The organism is Pseudomaricurvus hydrocarbonicus, assembly GCF_011602365.1.
Classification (GTDB): Bacteria; Pseudomonadota; Gammaproteobacteria; order Pseudomonadales; family Cellvibrionaceae; genus Pseudomaricurvus; species Pseudomaricurvus hydrocarbonicus.
Genome location: NZ_JAAONZ010000011.1, coordinates 103,609 through 121,671, shown reverse-complemented (window position 1 = coordinate 121,671; position 18,063 = coordinate 103,609). Strand labels below are relative to the sequence as shown.

Genomic DNA, 18,063 nt, shown 5'->3' with positions numbered 1-18,063 from the left:
GGTTTTTCACCTACAGGCGGCTTTTTTATTGGCTTTGAGGGGATCACCCACTTATGGCGAAGTTAGAGCTGTTGGATGAAACAGAAATAAAAATACGCAATTGTATTGAGACCCTCGTGGGGGGAACTGTAACGGCGATGGAACGCCAAGTCCGTTGGCGGCCGTCTTGGTTTGTCGATGTGATATGCCGGGGTGAAACCCTAAAATTGTATGTACGAGGGGACCGTGAAAGCGATGTGGTACCCTTTCCAGAATTAAAACGGGAAGCAGATATTCTGTCGGTTCTGGGAGAAAATGGTATTCCGGCGCCGCGTATTTACGGTATGTGTGATGATCCGGTGGCGATTATTATGGAGTCCGTTCCAGGTACACGGGATGTAGCTTCTGCCGCCACGGACGAGGAAAGGAGAGATGTTGCACGTCAGTATATTGATGCCTTAGTGGCGATGCACAACTTACCTGTCGAGAAGTTCACTGAGATCGGTATCGATTTACCGCAGGGCGCTGAAGAAATTGCGCAGGCGGGGATTAAGGCTTACCTGCCGTTGTATCAAAAAAACAAAGTAGCGCCTGAGCCTCTGATTGAATTTGCCATGCGTTGGCTCTGTGATAATGTTCCCCAGCATCGTACAAAACCCTCATTTATTGCTTTTGATGCCGGTCAGTTCCTTTTTGATCAGGGAGAGATCAAAGCGGTCTATGATCTTGAGTTTGCCATGATTGGTGACCCGATGACAGATCTGGCGACTATGGCCATGCGCCATTCCTACGAACCCACCGGCGAAGCGATTTCAGTTTTGTGTGATTATTATGCCGAAGTAAGCGGTGTGCCAGTAGAAGAGGCGGTGGTCCGTTATCATCATGCGGTATTTTCAACGGTGGCTTGTATGCAATTTGCTGGAGCGATTCAAAACCCTAAGCCTGGGGACCCGCATGATGTTTATCTGGAATGGGATTTGGCTTTACGCCGTACTTTGCTGAATGCTCTGGCAAAAAATGTAGGGGTGACACTGCAAACACCTGCAAAGCTGTTGGAGCCTAATAAACGAAATCAATCACTGCATAGTATGATTGACGATATGGCTGCAAGCTTTGAGACCCATAACGAGCTTCAACAGGCGAGTAAGGAATGCGTTCTGCGATTACTCGATTATGCTCAGATCATGGATCAGTATGCAGACCAACTCGATGAATTGGCTCTGACTGAAGCTGTATCCTTCGTCGGAAAATGTGAGTCAATGCCAGAGTTGCAACAAAAACTCGAAGAGTTTGTTCAGCAGGCGGGAGCTGAACACGATCAAGAGCTGATACAATACTTTCACAACCAATTAACCCGGAAAATTCAGGTGTGCTCTGAAATAGGTATCGGCCGTTCGGCCATTCATATTGAGGACGACATTTTGGCCTGAAACAGGTCTTGCTCTTACTTAATTGTGGAGCAAGACCGACGTTTCGTTTTAATCCTCTCCCACATATAGTGCTGTATGGCTCCAACGATCTACCAGATCATCACGACGTATAGCTCCTATGTCAGCGTTTGTCTCGTCATCTTCAGGGTGCACAAACGTCGGCCCATTGGGTAGCTCCTGCAGGGCTAATTGCATGATGTCTAGGGCTTTATAAACTCCTGGGATATAATCGGCATCATCACCCTTGATACCTGACCGTTGTATATCATTGCGTAGCGTTGGCGTATATGATTAATACCAGCAACTTGTTTTGATCATCCTAGAACTCATAGTACCTCTGAACGAGCTAGACACTACCCATACAGCAGTGTTTGGACATACACGATGTTTTCGGTTACCAAGATGCCTAGTGTATAAATTTCCAAACACCTTGGTTACAGGGGTTATCAGGCGGCGATACTGGGCGTGGGAAATCCATGTTCCATGTACGCCACTTCGTCATTAATATTCAAGACTCTACCATCTGGATAGGTAAATTTGCCACTGGCACGCCCAGCTTTACCTGTGTGAGTGGTGTAGGCTTCCAGTAGGTGAAAGCCAAAAATCATGCGGCGCCAAGTGTTGATTTCCAGTTCCAACTCCCCCTTTTCAGACTTCATCGAGACAATCATGCGAGTGGCACGGTTCTCATGGGTAAGAGGATCTGTCCAGCTTTCAAGTACTTCTACTGTGGTCTGTTCACCGCTGAAATCAATCAATCCCTCTTTGAGAAAAACCCGTCCGGCGTGGTGTCCAGATCCCCCCTGTTCAAAATAAAACACTTTGATTTCCGGTGCGAAAGTCCAACTCCATAAATAGCCCTTACCGAGCCCGAGAAGTGACGGTACATCAAAATTGCGGCCGAGGAACGTTCGTTCCCTTACGCCAAAGCCATTTTCCAGGCGGTAGGTTTTACCTTCGTAAGTACAGGTGCCTTCTCCGTGACAGAGAACCTCGTTGCCTGCCACTTTGCGGTCCACTAAGCCTGCCCAGTCGCCATGATAGGGGGCCGGCTTGCCTTCTGCAGTGAAGGTGATGTCAAGGTCGATACCAAAATGCTCGCCTGTTACCGTCCAAGTAGGCGCACTGAAAGTGATTATCCGGTTGCCTGCCTGCCAGGTTACTTTGTCATCTTCGACGGTTTCTTTAAAATCGAAGCGACACATGGGATCCATACGATTTGAAACAAACGTGTCGTTGGTCATTGTACGGCCATCACGACCGTTGGGGGTAATTAATAAAAAGCTCTGGTTAAGTGCTCCATCGTCAAACCCCCACTTGCGACCGCCTACATGGTACATGGTTGCACCAAAAAATAGATCGACATCCCCAGCTGTGCCCCAAAGGAACAGACCTGCATGGTCCTGAAAGTGTTCTGCATTGTCCTCAACTGGGACACGCTGGAAATGACTGGCATCATCAATGATTGGGTAATCACCGAACTGATTGATTTTGCTCATGGTTTTTCGCCTCTATTATTATAAATATAGTGACCAAGGATAGGTCTCAGTGCTGCAGTAAACGTGTTGGTTCGAGCAGTATAGAGTTAAATGCCGGCTTCATAGATGTTAGTTATTTGTCTTTAGGACAAATGTTGGAATTTTACAGAGATCAGCCACTGATTTTACGGGACGATGATAAAGGCAAGCAGCGACTTACAGCAGGTTTGATTGGCAGTCACTGGTTGACGCTAATTGAGTAGTGTTGGAGAGAATTTACAACGCATCTTGGTCGGAAACAACAGGTCGGCTTTCACGAGTTGCTCTAAGAAGTTGGTCGGGTTCACTAGGGTTGATAATCTCAATGTGGTCATTGTGAACAGCTTTAATTTCTCCGACAAAAGGGAAGTCCCCCAGAGAAGGTACCCGGTAACTTATAGTGTCACCCACTTTAAACGTATCCGGTTCAAAATTAAATTCAAAAGGACATGCATCACCCTCTGTACCCATCATAATTAAAGCCTCACAGTAGATTGGTGTAATAGTTACAGGGCTATCTTATGTAAAGCGGGAAAATAGTGAAAGAAATTCCTGAAAACTAAGATTTGTCGATGAGTCAAAGATTCCAGCCAAATCCATGTGTCTGTGTAGGCAACGCTATTGTGTTTCTGACCGGGAAGAAAGCGCTATAACTACATTGTTATTGCTGTTGGTTTTATAGATTAGCAATTCCTTTGTCAGAGTTGATTTAGTCGACTCATGTCTTTAGCACCCGTATAGACCTGTTCTACGCATTGAACTGTGAGTACGGGGGGCTTTGTAGGTAAGCTTTCCCTATTGACCGTTAAAACTAAGGGTATCGGGCCAATTTGCCTTTGAACGTCAGTTTGTGATATTCCAGTCAGCTGCGTTTGCACTCGCCGCAAAGGAGGTGCCACGAGGCTAAGCAGCATGGCTAGGCTGAATTCATTGCCCGAATGATTCATTACTTTTGCTGTGATGTGGCGATTTCGTTGATTGTAATGTTTTTGAGGTCGACGCGGTCCAAATATCAGGTCGTATACAGTAAGTAGCCAGTTTGCGCCTCCCAAACGGGTAAATGTCCGGAAAGGTTTATTTGAACCGAAGGGTGTTTTCTGCTGCATCAATTAAACTTGGCCTTATCAAATCAATCCTTCAGGGAAGTTGTATTGATACTTGCTGGCGTTTTATTCGAATATTTCTCTCTGGAAGTATAAATTATCTACATATTTCATCAGGTTAGCTTTAGACACTATATCGCCATCTCATATTAATCATTTCAAGTGTGCGAATAATCAGTCACTTATCCATAAATTGCATAAAGCCTGGTACAGAGAGCTGCAATGTGATCTTACTCAGGGGAGCCATCAACAGTTTAAACCCCTGATAGTCCTGAATCGGGGCACATCAAAGTAGGTAATCCGCTGTATCTGCCAATTGCAAGGGGCTGATTAAGGCGGGACCTAGGGCACTCACTTACTTCAAACAAGGGCAAAAGCGCTTTCGTTTGATCGCCAGTAAAGTACATCTCAAATATTAAGTTGAACAGATATTAATAATATGTATAAAATAAGCCAATAGTAAATAAGGTCGAAGACTTATTCACTTTGTATTCGCTGTGGATTAGCGGTGTGAAGACAGGCGGCCAGATAATATACATGGCAGAGGTTTAAGGCTGGCAAAATAGTCTCTGTCGAACTCAATTAATAAGTTCTTAAAGTTCTTACGCTAAATTCAACACGTAATAGTGCGATAAGCTTCAGTAGATATTTGTTCAGATAGAAGTGGTCGCGATAATTTCACACAGTAAGTACCGTATTTGATTAGTTTATAAAAAGGGTTTATCGGTTGAGTTAATAGATATTTTATTAGATGAAACCATAAAAAAAGCCTTTAACGTAAGCTCTGATTCCAATAAGGGAGAAAAAGAAATGAAACTTGAAGACGTTATTCTTGTTAGTGTCGATGATCATGTTATCGAGCCTCGCGGCGCTTTTGATAGACACATGCCAGAAAAATACAAAGGGCATCAGCCTAAAGTTGAAAACCTTAAAGGCAGAGATGTTTGGGTTTTTGACGGTGAAGCTACTGGATATATGGGATTAAACTCAGTGGTAGGCCGACCTAAAGAAGAGTATGGGATGGAGCCACTTGGTTATGAGCAAATGCGCCAGGGTACATGGGACGTTAAAGCTCGTGTAGATGATATGAATGCCAATGGTGTGCTCGGTTCAGTGTGCTTTCCTACTTTCCCGGGCTTCGCAGGTCAACGTTTCCAGATGAGTAAGGATAAAAAACTCAGTCTGGCGGCTATCCAGGCTTACAATGACTGGCATCTGCACGACTGGAGTAACGCAGCCCCCGGACGCTTTATTCCATTGATGTTGATCCCGTGGTGGGATGGGAAGGCAGCGGCCGATGAGGTGGTTCGTATGGCACGCCAAGGGGTGCATGCAGTTTCATTCTCCGACAATCCAGCGTTACATGGCTATCCATCAATCCATGATCCCCACTGGGAACCGTTCTGGAAGGCTTGTTCCGATAATAAGGTCATGATTTGCTGTCATATCGGCACGGGCGTTAAGCCAGAGCACGCATCAGATTTGTCACCTATTGACGCATGGATTACGTCGATGCCCATGTCTATCTCAAACTCGGCGGCGGATTGGTTGTGGGCCCCCATGTGGAAGAAATATCCTGATCTTCGTATGACGTTGTCCGAAAGTGGCATAGGTTGGATTCCTTATCTGCTTGAGCGTGCCGATTTTACCCACCGTCACCATCACGCATGGACCAACAGTAATTTCAACGGATTGAAGCCCAGTGACGTTTTCCGTAAGCATATCATGTCGTGCTTTATTGAAGATGAATTTGGTCTGAAAAATCTTGATGCAATCGGTGAGGATATGGTCGCTTTCGAAACTGATTATCCACATTCAGATTGCACATGGCCTGAGTCGGCTGAAACCTTCTGGTCTCAGTGTCAGGGCTTAACCGACGAACAAATCAATAAAATTACCCACTTGAATGTGATGAGAGAGTATTCTTACGATCCTTTCTCAATTCTTGGGCGAGAAAACTGCACAGTTGGAGCGCTGCGGAAATTGGCAGAACACGTTGATACATCACCAGCATTGGGCATGGGTGGCGCTGCACCTAAGAGAGATCCCAGTAAGCCGGTCACATCTGGAGATATTAATCGAATGTTTTCAGAGGCTGATGCCAATACTGCCCTTTAATCCATCAATGAAACACCGCCCACCCTCGGTAAACAGAGGACGGCGGCGGTTTCATAATGACGGCCACATCTGCAAATGCGAATAGAATTAACTATTGCAAATGAGTGTGGCGGCAGCGTCGTCGTATAATTTTATAACAACCGATATTTGAATGTCCGGTATTGGCGATGGGTGAGATTTTATAAATGTCCATAAACGAATTTAGTTATTGTCGAGTTCCCCCTGCAGCCGAGAGGTTGCGGTCAGAGGTTCGAGCTTTTCTTAAAGAAGAATTAAAACACTGCTCAGCACTTGTGCGAGCGGATTCATGGATGGGCTTCGACGCTAAATTTAGCCAAAAGCTTGGTGCGCGAGGCTGGATTGGCATGGCTCTGCCGAAAAAGTACGGTGGTTCTGATGCCGATGCATTTTCTCGATATGTGGTTATTGAAGAGTTGCTTGCAGCGGGTGCTCCGGTGTCTGCGCACTGGTTTGCGGATCGCCAAAGTGGCCCTTTGATCTTGCGCTATGGAACAGAAGAGCAGAAAGAGTCCTATCTCCCTGCAATATGTCGCGGTGAAAGTTATTTTTGCATCGGCATGAGTGAACCAAATTCAGGGTCTGACTTGGCATCGATACGTTCCAACGCCAAAAAAGTTGGTGACAAGTGGGTGTTAAATGGACAAAAGGTTTGGACCACCAATGCGCACCATTCACATTATATGATTGCTTTGGTTAGAACCAGTGAGTCTGAAAGTCGCCATGGCGGAATGTCTCAGTTCATCATCGATCTTTCGTTACCTGGTGTTGAGGTTCGCCCTATTAAAGATCTAACCGGGGCGGAGCACTTTAATGAAGTATTCTTTGATAATGTTGAGTTGCCTGACGAGGCCCTAGCGGGATCTGAGGGTCAAGGTTGGCATCAGGTTACCGCTGAGCTGGCCTTTGAGCGCAGTGGCCCAGAACGTTTCCTGAGCTCAATGGCGTTATTGAAAGTCATGATTGATGAAGTCGGTCAATATCCCGACGCTTATCAAGCGAAGGAAATAGGCCGGCTGACTGCTCGTCTGCTTACATTACGAAATATGTCTTTGTCGGTAACGAGACAGCTCAATGCTGGAGCCAACCCTGCCTGGTCTGCATCGTGTGTTAAAGATTTTGGTGTGGGCTTTGAACAAGAAATACCAGAAATTGCTCAGTCGATACTGGAAACCTTACCCTCTACCCAGGGTGGTAACGACTACAGCAAAGTTCTGGCTTATTTGACACAACAAGCCCCCTCTTTTTCGTTACGCGGTGGAACCAGAGAGATTTTGCGCGGAATTATAGCTCGTGGTCTTGGCCTGCGCTGAGTGCTTGTAGCTTTATATGAAGAAAGATAAACAAGGCTGGTTTTACGCATGAAAGAAATCTTCGAATCGACGTTGGAAAAATTGCTTGCTGATCAGGTGACATTGGATTTGGTGAAAGCTAGCGAAGAGCAGGGCTGGATGGAGCCTCTGTGGGACTTATTGCAATCGTCAGGATTTAGTTTGGCGGCAGCTCCAGAAGAGTCTGGCGGTACAGGACTTGGGTGGGAGGAGCTGAATGGTGTCATTGAGTTGTGTGGCCGATTTTGCTTACCTTTACCCTTACCTGAGTCAATTCTTTCGAATTGGCTCCTGGGGGCCTGCGGGCTGCAAGGTTTGAATTGTGCAGTGTCTTTTGCTGCTGAGAATAGTTTACAGTGGGACGGCAAGCTCCTTTCAGGTAGCGTACGGCAGGTGCCTTGGGGACGTTATGTGGATAAGCTGGTCACCGTCGTAGGCTCCGAATCCCCTGTTGTTGTTGTTCTTGAGCCAAATTCCGCGGCATCCAGTTCATTATCTACTAACTTAGCTGGTGAATCCCGTGATGATTTTATCTTCGAGAATTATTTACCGATAGATAGCAGCGCACTGCCATCTAATCTTGACAGTCAAGTTCTTCTGAAAGGCGGAGCTATGCTCCGGTCGGCCCAGATAATCGGTGCTTTAGAAGAGCTGCTAAGAGTTTCGGCAGAATACGGAAATGAGCGGGTGCAATTCGGGAAGCCAATTACAAAATTTCAGGTTGTCCAACACCAACTGGCTGTAGTTGCTGAGAATGTGGCGGCCGCGAGAGTTTCAGTTCAGGCCGCTTTTGAAGAGTCTGGCTCTGCATTCCCGACATTACAGTTGATGGCGGCCAAGATATGTACATCCGATGCCGCCAGTGTTGGAGCTTCAACTGCTCATGCTGTGCATGGTGCTATTGGTTTTACCCAAGAATATAGCTTGCACCCATTGACCCGTAGGCTATGGTCCTGGCGCAGTGAATATGGTTCAGCGACATACTGGTCAAAGCTTCTCGGGAAATCAATATGCGAGATGGGCTCAGAAGCGCTTTGGCCCACAATTACTTCAGGGGACCTTAACGTATGAGTCCATTTCTAATGCAAGAGCGTGACGGCGCAATTCTAAAGGTTACGTTGAACGATCCTGATACTCGGAATGCGCTTACCGATACTGAACAATTTGAAGAACTTGTTGCACTTAGCAATGAATTACGAACGGATTACTCCGTTAAAGTTGTGATTCTCACCGGGGCCGGAGCATCTTTCTGTGCTGGGGGTAACATTAAGGATATGGCTTCTCGCAGCGGCATATTTGGTGGTAGTCCCTATGAATTGCGTGAGAGCTATCGCAATGGCATCCAGCGAATTCCCACGGCTCTTTACAATCTGGATGTGCCAATTATCGCGGCAATCAATGGTCACGCGATTGGAGCTGGTCTTGATCTTACGTGTATGTGTGATATCCGTATTGCGTCACAAAAGGCAAAATTTGCCGAGAGCTTTGTTAAGCTGGGTATCGTTCCTGGAGATGGTGGTGCCTGGTTACTACCTCGAGTTATTGGCATGCCGAAAGCGAGCATCATGGCATTGACCGGTGACATGATTGACGCAGAGAAAGCACTGGAATGGGGGCTGGTAACAGAAGTGGTTCCAGAAGTTGAGCTGCAACAAACCGCATATGATCTTGCTCAGCGAATAGCTTCAAACCCTGCCCACTCCTTACGCTTAACGAAACGTCTATTGCGAGAAGGCCAGCACATGCGTCTGGATTCATTGCTGGAAATGTCGGCCGCGTATCAGTCGATAGCACATCATACAGAAGATCACTCAGAGGCGGTGTCAGCTTTTCTGCAGAAACGCAAGCCGGCCTACAATAACAAATAAGTCAGATATCACTGAATTAGCATTGGAGGATTTATGAGAAAAGTTTTCCGAGATGACCACGAAATGTTTCGTGATCAAGCCCGTCGCTTCATAAGTCGAGAAATCACCCCATATCTTGATGAATGGGAAAAAAACGGCATAGTTCCAAAAGAAGTTTGGCTTAAAGCCGGATCTGCTGGGCTTCTCTGTAGCAGTATCTCTGAAGAATACGGTGGTCCGGGTGGAGATTATGGCCATTCCGCAGTCATGATTGAAGAGCTCGCCAGAGTCAATGCCACCGCGGTAGGTTTTACCACACATTCGGAAATTGTCGCCAACTACATTGTGGCGTACGGGAGTGAGGAGCAGAAAAAGAAATGGCTTCCAGGCATGGTGTCTGGCGAAATTATTGGCGTTCTCGGTTTGAGCGAGCCGAGTATCGGCAGCGATTTGCGATCCATGCGTACCCAGTTCCGCCGCGAGGGTGAAGAGTATATTATTTCTGGTCAGAAAACATTCATAACAAATGGTGGTAATGCCGATTTGGTTGTGACGGGTGGTAAGCTGGACCCATCCGATAAAAAGTTGACATTAATATGTGTGGAAACCGATAGGCCAGGATTTGCGAAAGGCAAATTACTGGACAAAATTGGTCTTAAAGGGCAGGACACGGCAGAACTATTCTTTGATGAAGTACGTGTGCCTGTCAATAACCGGCTGGGCGAGGAAGGTGAGGGTTTTGGTTATCTCGGTCACCAGCTAGCCTGGGAACGACTAATTATTGCGATACGTGCTGCGCAGTCGATTGAGTCCATGATGGAAGAAACCATAGATTATGTAAAAGAGCGTCAAATTTTTGGACAAACGGTATTCGATTTTCAAAATACCAAATTCAAATTGGCTGAAGCTAAATCCCAATTGGCCATGTTGCGTGCGTTTGTTGACTCATGCCTGGAGAAAGTGATGGCGGGGCAGTTAAGTTCTGACGAAGCGGCCATGGCTAAGCTGGTGGGGTCTGAAATGCAGGGTAAGTTGCTTGATGAATTTGTCCAACTTCATGGTGGTTATGGTTTTATGAGCGAGTATCGTGTCAGTCGTGCCTGGGTTGATGCGCGAGTTGCAAGGATATATGGCGGCACGTCTGAGATTATGAAACACATAATTTCTAAAACACTTTAATGATTATTTACCGATATTTTTGGAAATAACGGCAGTTTTTTATTGAAAAATAATGAAATAAATTCGAGATGACATGTGCAGTATAAGTACTAATTCAGGATTATTAATACTGTACATGTTTGTATATTGATAGATTAATATTTCTAACTTTTTTAAAAGTTAAGCGTGTAATTATAAAATAACCATTAATTTTACATCTATAAGTTGAATTTAAAATGACTACGATTTTCCATTTTAACTCGAGTAAAACAACTTAAAAGCGAAATGATAAATCATAGTGTAAATTCAATTTCCTAAATAATAATAGTTGGAGAGCCTAATGATGCAGCCTATCTCAAGATCAACAAAAAGCCGTGTTAAACCAATAGCTTCTGCCATTGCGGCAGTTACGTTGACTATGCCGATGTATTCAACAGCAGCTATACTCGAAGAAATTATCGTGACGGCACAAAAGCGTGAGCAAAGCTTACAAGATGTCCCTATTTCGGTAATGGCTGTATCAGGTGATCAATTAACTGCATTAAACCGAAATGAAGTTTCAGAATTGTCGAAATCAGTCGCAGGTTTTACAGTCCAAGCTGGCAGTGGCGATTCAGAAAGAGCTGTACAAATACGTGGCGTTGGAACATCAACATTTAGTAAAGGTGTTGAACAATCCGTTGGTACGGTTATAGATGGCGTGGTTGCCAGTGGTTTGGTGGCTAGTTTCTTGGACTTTAGTGACGTTGATCGTGTTGAAGTCTTGCGTGGTCCACAAGGCATGCTGTTTGGAAAAAATGCATCTGCAGGTTTGTTGAATGTTGTCACTTCAATGCCTTCAAATGAGTTAACTTATGGATTTTTGGCTAGCTTTGCAGAAGAAAATGAACAAAAATATTCAGCCTATGTATCAGGTAGTTTGGCTGATACTGTAAAAGGCCGAATTTCTCTATACGAAAACAAGCGTGATGGTATTGTTGAAAATGTAAATCCTGATGTGTCCGGTGATTACAATGATCGAAACGAATGGGGGGCAAATGCTAAATTACTTCTTGAACCAACCGATAAATTAAGTGTATTGCTGAATTACAGGCACAATGAGCGTGATTACAGCTGTTGTTATCGTCCTGCTATTGAAGTTGTGGGTCCGTTTGCTTCAGTGATTCCTTCAGGTAAAGAAAATACAAAGATTAATGAGACCGGTACAGGATCTCCGAACACTGCCGATGTTGATGTTTATATCGCCGAAGTCAATTATGACATTGGTGAAAACACATTGACATCCATTACCTCTTTTACAGATACACAGACTTATTCAAACATTACGGCAACTGGGCTGCCCGTAGCAGTGCTTGCTGATAATTCAGCCTATGATGATGTTAATCAAATAACACAGGAGCTTCGCTGGACTACATCGTCACAAGAAACGGTAAGCTATGTTGCTGGATTGTATTTTTATAAAAACAAGTTGGAAAGGTCTCAAAATCAACTCTTTACCCCTTTGGTTACCGGACTGAGTACCACTTCAGGTTTTAGTGCCGACTCTGCGGTTGAGAGTAAAAGCGTGGCACTATTTGGGCAGGCAACATGGAATATCAGTGATATTACGCGCTTATCACTTGGATTACGGTATAACGACGAAGAGGTTACCCTGAATCAATCGGTTACCAATCTAGTAGGCTCTGCAAGTTTCCCAAACCCAGAAAGATCTACAACGGTAGATGATCAGTCAGTCTCATGGCGCATCATCGGTGAGCATAATTTTACTCCGGATAGTATGGTGTATGCTTCCGTTGCCAGAGGTTATAAGGGGCCAGGTGCCAATACACTGCCTTCTGGTTATACTTCAGCAGAACCAATTGTTGCGCCTGAAATCCCAACTAACTACGAACTGGGTTTGAAGTCCGAGTGGATGGATGGTGCGTTACGTCTTAATGCCAACGTATTTTATACCGAGTTTGAAGACTTTCAGGCTTCATTAAGTGATAACCAACTACCGCCGCAGTTTTATTTGGCTAACGCAGGTAGTTTGGAAACACAGGGCTTGGAAATCGAGCTTGCATTTCAGGCCACGGATAATTTCTTTCTGAGTGCAAATTTGGCTACGATTGATGCTACCTTTAAGTCATTTGACGGGGCAGAATGTTACCCTGGCCAAACTGCTGCACAAGGCTGTGTAGGAGGACAACAAGATCTGTCTGGTAAAGACATGCCGTTCAGCCCAGACCTTGCCGTTAATTTGTTTGCTCGTTATGACATTGCCCTGCAGAGCTTGCCATTTAATGCATACCTACAGGGGGCATATCATTGGCAAGATGAAGTTCAATACAATACCAATAATGACCCCAAAACTATTCAGGACTCCTATGGTTTGGCTGACTTAGCTCTTGGTGTGGAGTCAAAAGATGGAATGTATTCATTGCAGCTATTTGTTAAAAACGCGTTTGATACGTTCTATGAGTCTGGGTACTCGACCCAGGGATCAGATTTCGGGGTGTTGTTAGCTCATAATGTTGAGTATGACTATAAGCGTCGTGTGGGTATCAAGCTTCAAATGGACTTCTAGAAAACTAAAATTTTAAGTTTTTGGGCCTCGGGAACTATTGGTTTTCGAGGCCTTTTTTATTTCAATACGAGGATAAAGTAATAAAAACCCTTTCCAAAATCCAAACAGACACAAGGTCTTTGTTATTTGTGCTATTCAGCTCAGAGTTGACGGAATTTGCAGCTTGTAAGACATTGACGCACAGATTAATTGGCGACAAAGCTTATTCCTGTAAGTATCAGTGTCTGGGCTGTGTGAGAAAAGGTGATTTAGGCGTCATAAAAACGCCTGTAATGGTCCAATTACAGTACTTATTTATACAATAATATGATACCTGTTCATAACCTTTTGATGAAAACTGAGGTTCTGGTATAGTGGGAATTCAATTTTGGCCATCATTTAGGAGCAAATTTGCGGTGACTGGAGCAACTTTGATCACTACACCTGTCAGACGTCGTAATAAACGCTCGGAACATACAATACAGACAATTTTGGCAGCTGCCGAGGTCGTGATTCTGGAGTCGGGAGTTGAGCGCGTCTCGATCTTGGATGTCTGTAATCAGGCTGGTATTTCTCGCGGTACATTCTATCGTTATTTCTCATCACAGGATGAGTTACTAGAGGCCTTCTCAAGGCATAAGCGCGATCGCTTTCATGAGTCTTTGTTTGAGGCGCTGGATCCCTACAAAGATCCAGATGATCGCTTTGATGCGTTGATTCGCTATATGGATAACTACCTCCAGGTTGGACAGGCTCGCAAGCTGTTAATGGTCGCACCTGATTACGCCATCGGATGGCTTCATCGTATTTTTCACGACTCGGTGTCTCGATTTCAAAATGAATTGGCTATTGTCTTTGATGCATGGGACGAACGTGCGAACATTAAAATTGACCGTGAACTGGTTTGTGAGCTGCTGATTCGCTATATCCTGAGCGAGCAGCTGGTGCCATCCACGAAACAGGCTCGGAAGGCTCTGCCCAGTCGAATCCGCCGACTGCTAATGGCGCTGGTTAAATCCAGAGATTAGGTCTTGTAAAAGTTCATAAATGGTCTGTTTTACCATAGGTAAAACCTCTCTGCAGCGACTGTTCTCCAAACGTGTTTAAATTCTGATTCACATTATCTTAATAATAATTATCAGGACCAGTAACATGTCATCAGTTTCTGAATACGATGTCGCTGTCGTTGGCGGCGGACATAATGGATTGACAGCTGCTTGTTATCTGGCGAAAGCCGGCAAGAAGGTCGTTGTTATCGAAGCACTTGATAGCGTAGGTGGTATGTGTGTTTCAGGCCCCTTGATTGAAGAAGCTCCCAACCACACAATCCACCCATGTTCACTTGATCTAATGTCGTTGCGAGTACACCCTCTGGTACCGGACGAGCTGGATCTCCACAGTCTTGGTTTTCGTCAGGAAGAACTTAGTCCAGGTTATGTTTATTGCCACCCCGATGGTAATTCGTTAGTGATTTTCCGCGACCCAGAAGATACCGCTCGTGAAATCGCTCGCTATTCACAGCATGACGCCGATGAGTTTCTTAAGCTGATGAAAGTTATTTATGCTTTCATCGATATGGCTGTGCCCATGATGAGGGTTGATCCTTCCCAGCTAAATTTTGGAGCGAAGCTCAACGCACTGAAAACACTGATAAAAAACTTCCGTATCAAACCAGAGATCATGGCGTTGATTGGTAGTCCAGCTTATACCTCTATCATGGAGCGGTTTGAGCACCCAATAGTACAGTCTGCACTTTGCTGTTTGTTAGGGGCCGCGGGCCCAATCACCAATGAAGCTACAGGTGTTTATTTTGCATTACTGGGCTTTCTGCATAAGTACGGGGTTGGTCGTGCCATTGGTGGCATGCAAACTATTTCTGATGCGCTTTCTGCCAGGCTTCAGCAGCTGGGTGGTGAAGTTATCCTCAATGCACCTGTTGCAGAAATCGTCTCCAGCAACAGACAAGTTTCAGCTGTTCGTTTAAAGGATGGCAGAGTTATTCAGGTTAAGGCCGTGGTGGCATCAATTCACCCCAAACAGGCATTGGAAATGGTCACTGAAGGTGAGCTGGATCGAACCACACTGACGCGGGTGGCGATGGCTCCTGCAAATGCTCATGGAGGTTCCCCCATTAAGGTGGACTTGGCTTTGAATGACCAGGTCAATTATCGTCGAATTGAATCAATGCGACCAGATGGTTTGAGTTTGCGTAAGTGTGTTTTGCTAATAGGGACTACTGAGGCGGTTCTGGATAACTTTAAATGCGCTGCGCGCGGTGAAGTATCCAAAATGCCTTATTTGTGGATGTGTGTGCCTTCTGCGGCAGACCCAGGGCAGGCTCCCATTGGTCAGGATGTAGCCTATCTTTACCCGGTTGCCATGCCTGTGGACCATAATGAAGGTTGGGATAATGTGCGTGACCAGGTGGGACAACAGGTTATTGACTGGGCTGCAGAGTACATGGGAGGGCTGAAGGATTTTGAAATTGGTCGTCAAATGGAAGTTGCCCGGGACTGGGAGGCTCGCCTGAATGTCCACAATGGTTGTGTCGTGCATATTGATACCAGCACTACTCGGTCATCGGGTATGCGGCCGGCTGCGGGTTTAGGCGGTGACACTTTACCAGTTGCGGGGCTGTTTTTGGGAGGGGCTGGAACACACCCTGGCGGTGGCGTGAATGGTATGCCAGGGCGTATAGCGGCGGGTAGGGTCAAGCGATATCTACGTTGACCTTGTTGGTAATGGCGGCAAGTATCATGTCTTCAGTATGCTTACGCCAGATATTCATATTGTTGGATTGGCGGGTATCTAACCCGCCTAATGTCTCGATAACGTAGCGGTTGGTGAATGCACCGGACACCATTAGCGAGGCTGTTGTGAATACCAAGTCGGGATTCAGGTCGGTGGTGAATTCGCCACTGGCTATACCTCGTTCAATAATACTGCGCATTTTTTTCGTTAAGACTGGCCCCAGGTCCACAAAACGGTTTCTTGGCGTTGTGTGACTATCGTGAAAACGAATACCTTCGGTGGCCAGCGAGGCCAACTCTGGATCGTCCTGATAAAGGTCAAACATGTGGGATAGCATTAAGCGTAATGCTTCGGTTGGACGGATATGATCCAGCTCTAATCCTGTTAGAGCTGTCATGGCATCATCAGACGATTCATCAAGTACACAAGCAAATAGTTGTTCCTTGCTTTGATAATAGTGGTAAACCAGCTGTTTGGTCACACCGGCACGTTCAGCAATTTTTTGCACGTTAGTTTTATCCAACCCGTGTTCGGAAAACTCTCGTCGGGCGGCTTTGATTATTTGGCGGATTGTGGCTGCTTTACCATTGTTACGCGATTTATTCATACTGATACAACTCATCATAGTTATTGTTTTAGGCTAATACTTACCAGCCCCGTGGTTAGACAGGAGGTCAAACTCTAAACCAGCACAAACCAGGGACTTTCTTTACACTGAGACCTATTCAGTGACTTTGAGTCAGCTCCGGAGTCGGTTCGGTCCGAACAAGAGCTGAGCAAAGTCCAGTCTAGTACTTGAACGATTTGTTCAACAGATAGCGACTGACCGGATATCTGTAAAGATTGTTCTCAAACTTTCAAAGTTCATAATATAAAAGTATAGGTAAAAAGCATGTCCGAATCCAACGTTAAAGATATGAAGCTGGAAACAGCTTATTCAGCAGTTTCAGACTTGTATAAAGGCACGGGCATTGATATCCATGAGGCTTGCCAAAAAATGCGTGAAAAATCACCAATTTTCGAGGGGGATTTCATACGCCAGTTTGGGGTTCCCACAAATGCGGACGTCTCTGACCAAAGCGCCACCAGGAACTTTGCGCTGTTTCGTTATCAGGATGTGATGACGGTATTGCGAGATGCAGGTACCTATACTAGCGGATTCATTGCCAAAGGTTTTGGTAAGGCGTTTGACGGTGGCCTGACTGTCTTAGCGATGGATGGAGAAGAACATAAAAGCGTACGCCAACTGCTGCAACCTGCCTTTATGCCAGCCACGGTTAATAAATGGTGCGATCGGATGGACGACATCATTCGCAATCATTATTTGGCACCTATGGTGCCGCAAAAAAAAGCCAACTTGATGGAGTTTGGCCTGAGCTTCCCAATCCGTATCATGTATGCGCTGATGGGCTTTCCGGAGGATGATCCAGAAAAATTCCGTAGCTACGCCGCATGGTCCCTGGCCATGGTTGGTGCTAACCAGCTTGATCCCAGTAAAGCCGATGACGCCATGAAAACTGGTATGGAAGCTGGCAAGGCACTTTATGATTCAATCATGGAGATTGTCGTGGCACGCCGTGAAGCAGGTAGCGAGGGCGAAGATCTGATCGGCCGTTTACTGCGCTGTGAACATGAAGGGCGCACCCTTAATGATCATGAAGTAGTGACGTTCTGTCGCATGTTGTTGCCAGCAGCCGGTGAAACAACTACTCGTACTCTGAGTGTGGTACTGACATTAATGTTTACTATTCCAGGCTTGTTGGACCGAGTGCGTAACGACCGTTCACTAGTGCCGAAAATGATTGATGAATCTATTCGTTTTGAGCCTATCGCTACTTTCAAAGTGCGTGAAGTGGCAAAAGATGTTGAGTTTTATGGCGTTAAAATACCCAAGGGTTCATTTATTCAATGCATGGTGACTTCAGCCAATCGCGATGAAGATGTTTTTGAGAATCCGGATGAATTCGACCTTGATCGTCGTCAGAAACCTTCTTTCGGATTTGGCTTCGGTCCGCACATGTGTATAGGTCAATTTGTCGCGAAGCTGGAACTCAATAATGCGATCAATGCGATTTTGGATCTGTTTCCTAACATTCGCCTCGACCCTGAAATGCCAGTACCACACATTCAGGGTGCTCAGTTGCGTGAAGCCCATGAAGTCCATGTAATCTGGGATTAATGTTACGTTAAGTACGGAAAACCGCTAGTGCCTGTTGCAGTAGCGGTTAATGCTTCAGTATTGAATTCATCTGTTCGTTAAAATAAT

At 45.5% G+C, this 18,063-nt stretch carries 13 protein-coding genes; 10 read left to right on the top strand and 3 right to left on the bottom strand.

Annotated features, from left to right (window positions below; genetic code table 11):
* Positions 1 to 53 precede the first annotated feature (53 nt).
* Positions 54 to 1,409: a phosphotransferase family protein gene (locus G8770_RS14335; protein ID WP_167188044.1), complete on the top strand. Its 1,356-nt coding sequence runs from the start codon at positions 54 to 56 to the stop codon at positions 1,407 to 1,409.
* A 446-nt stretch (positions 1,410 to 1,855) separates the two neighbouring features.
* Here G8770_RS14335 and G8770_RS14330 read toward each other — a convergent pair whose 3' ends face one another.
* Together G8770_RS14330 and G8770_RS14325 are read right to left on the bottom strand one after the other, a co-directional pair.
* Positions 1,856 to 2,908: a hypothetical protein gene (locus G8770_RS14330; RefSeq protein ID WP_167188041.1), complete on the bottom strand. Its 1,053-nt coding sequence runs from the start codon at positions 2,906 to 2,908 to the stop codon at positions 1,856 to 1,858.
* A 255-nt stretch (positions 2,909 to 3,163) separates the two neighbouring features.
* Positions 3,164 to 3,400: a hypothetical protein gene (locus G8770_RS14325; protein WP_167188038.1), complete on the bottom strand. Its 237-nt coding sequence runs from the start codon at positions 3,398 to 3,400 to the stop codon at positions 3,164 to 3,166.
* A 1,439-nt stretch (positions 3,401 to 4,839) separates the two neighbouring features.
* On the opposite strand from G8770_RS14325, the gene G8770_RS14320 reads away from it, so the two are divergent.
* From G8770_RS14320 to G8770_RS14285, 8 genes are all read left to right on the top strand, one after another.
* Positions 4,840 to 6,147, top strand: coding sequence for an amidohydrolase family protein (locus G8770_RS14320; RefSeq protein WP_167188035.1), 1,308 nt, complete (start codon positions 4,840 to 4,842; stop codon positions 6,145 to 6,147).
* Positions 6,148 to 6,332: 185 nt separating this feature from the next.
* Positions 6,333 to 7,478, top strand: coding sequence for an acyl-CoA dehydrogenase family protein (locus G8770_RS14315; RefSeq protein WP_167188032.1), 1,146 nt, complete (start codon positions 6,333 to 6,335; stop codon positions 7,476 to 7,478).
* Positions 7,479 to 7,526: 48 nt separating this feature from the next.
* Positions 7,527 to 8,567, top strand: coding sequence for an acyl-CoA dehydrogenase family protein (locus G8770_RS14310; protein WP_167188029.1), 1,041 nt, complete (start codon positions 7,527 to 7,529; stop codon positions 8,565 to 8,567).
* Positions 8,564 to 9,364 carry a crotonase/enoyl-CoA hydratase family protein gene (locus tag G8770_RS14305; RefSeq protein WP_167188027.1) on the top strand — a complete coding sequence of 267 codons (801 nt, stop codon included), beginning with the start codon at positions 8,564 to 8,566 and terminating at the stop codon, positions 9,362 to 9,364. Before G8770_RS14310 ends, G8770_RS14305 begins: the two co-directional genes overlap by 4 nt.
* A 33-nt stretch (positions 9,365 to 9,397) precedes the next feature.
* Positions 9,398 to 10,522 (top strand): acyl-CoA dehydrogenase family protein, encoded by a 1,125-nt coding sequence (locus G8770_RS14300; RefSeq protein WP_167188024.1) that lies wholly within the window; start codon positions 9,398 to 9,400, stop codon positions 10,520 to 10,522.
* A gap of 319 nt (positions 10,523 to 10,841) precedes the next feature.
* Positions 10,842 to 13,067 carry a TonB-dependent receptor gene (locus G8770_RS14295; RefSeq protein ID WP_167188021.1) on the top strand — a complete coding sequence of 742 codons (2,226 nt, stop codon included), beginning with the start codon at positions 10,842 to 10,844 and terminating at the stop codon, positions 13,065 to 13,067.
* Between the two features lie 410 nt (positions 13,068 to 13,477).
* On the top strand, positions 13,478 to 14,074 hold the full coding sequence (locus G8770_RS14290; RefSeq protein ID WP_208022273.1) for a TetR/AcrR family transcriptional regulator: 597 nt from the start codon (positions 13,478 to 13,480) through the stop codon (positions 14,072 to 14,074).
* A 124-nt stretch (positions 14,075 to 14,198) separates the two neighbouring features.
* Positions 14,199 to 15,776 carry a phytoene desaturase family protein gene (locus G8770_RS14285; protein WP_167188019.1) on the top strand — a complete coding sequence of 526 codons (1,578 nt, stop codon included), beginning with the start codon at positions 14,199 to 14,201 and terminating at the stop codon, positions 15,774 to 15,776.
* On the opposite strand, the gene G8770_RS14280 is transcribed toward G8770_RS14285, so the two are convergent.
* Complete coding sequence (locus G8770_RS14280; RefSeq protein WP_167188017.1) at positions 15,757 to 16,404, bottom strand: TetR/AcrR family transcriptional regulator; 648 nt, start codon at positions 16,402 to 16,404, stop codon at positions 15,757 to 15,759. The two genes, G8770_RS14285 and G8770_RS14280, sit on opposite strands and share 20 nt — an antisense overlap.
* 285 nt (positions 16,405 to 16,689) lie before the next feature.
* Between G8770_RS14280 and G8770_RS14275 the strand changes: the two genes are divergently transcribed.
* A complete protein-coding gene (locus tag G8770_RS14275; protein WP_167188015.1) occupies positions 16,690 to 17,976 on the top strand; it encodes a cytochrome P450 in 1,287 nt (428 codons plus the stop codon).
* Positions 17,977 to 18,063: the final 87 nt, after the last annotated feature.

Excerpts from the sequence above, each read along its gene's own strand:
- G8770_RS14335 (WP_167188044.1), top strand. The coding sequence starts at position 54 with ATGGCGAAGTTAGAGCTGTTGGATGAAACAGAAATAAAAATACGCAAT.
- G8770_RS14330 (WP_167188041.1), bottom strand. The coding sequence starts at position 2,908 with ATGAGCAAAATCAATCAGTTCGGTGATTACCCAATCATTGATGATGCC.
- G8770_RS14325 (WP_167188038.1), bottom strand. The coding sequence starts at position 3,400 with ATGATGGGTACAGAGGGTGATGCATGTCCTTTTGAATTTAATTTTGAA.
- G8770_RS14320 (WP_167188035.1), top strand. The coding sequence starts at position 4,840 with ATGAAACTTGAAGACGTTATTCTTGTTAGTGTCGATGATCATGTTATC.
- G8770_RS14315 (WP_167188032.1), top strand. The coding sequence starts at position 6,333 with ATGTCCATAAACGAATTTAGTTATTGTCGAGTTCCCCCTGCAGCCGAG.
- G8770_RS14310 (WP_167188029.1), top strand. The coding sequence starts at position 7,527 with ATGAAAGAAATCTTCGAATCGACGTTGGAAAAATTGCTTGCTGATCAG.
- G8770_RS14305 (WP_167188027.1), top strand. The coding sequence starts at position 8,564 with ATGAGTCCATTTCTAATGCAAGAGCGTGACGGCGCAATTCTAAAGGTT.
- G8770_RS14300 (WP_167188024.1), top strand. The coding sequence starts at position 9,398 with ATGAGAAAAGTTTTCCGAGATGACCACGAAATGTTTCGTGATCAAGCC.
- G8770_RS14295 (WP_167188021.1), top strand. The coding sequence starts at position 10,842 with ATGATGCAGCCTATCTCAAGATCAACAAAAAGCCGTGTTAAACCAATA.
- G8770_RS14285 (WP_167188019.1), top strand. The coding sequence starts at position 14,199 with ATGTCATCAGTTTCTGAATACGATGTCGCTGTCGTTGGCGGCGGACAT.
- G8770_RS14280 (WP_167188017.1), bottom strand. The coding sequence starts at position 16,404 with ATGAATAAATCGCGTAACAATGGTAAAGCAGCCACAATCCGCCAAATA.
- G8770_RS14275 (WP_167188015.1), top strand. The coding sequence starts at position 16,690 with ATGTCCGAATCCAACGTTAAAGATATGAAGCTGGAAACAGCTTATTCA.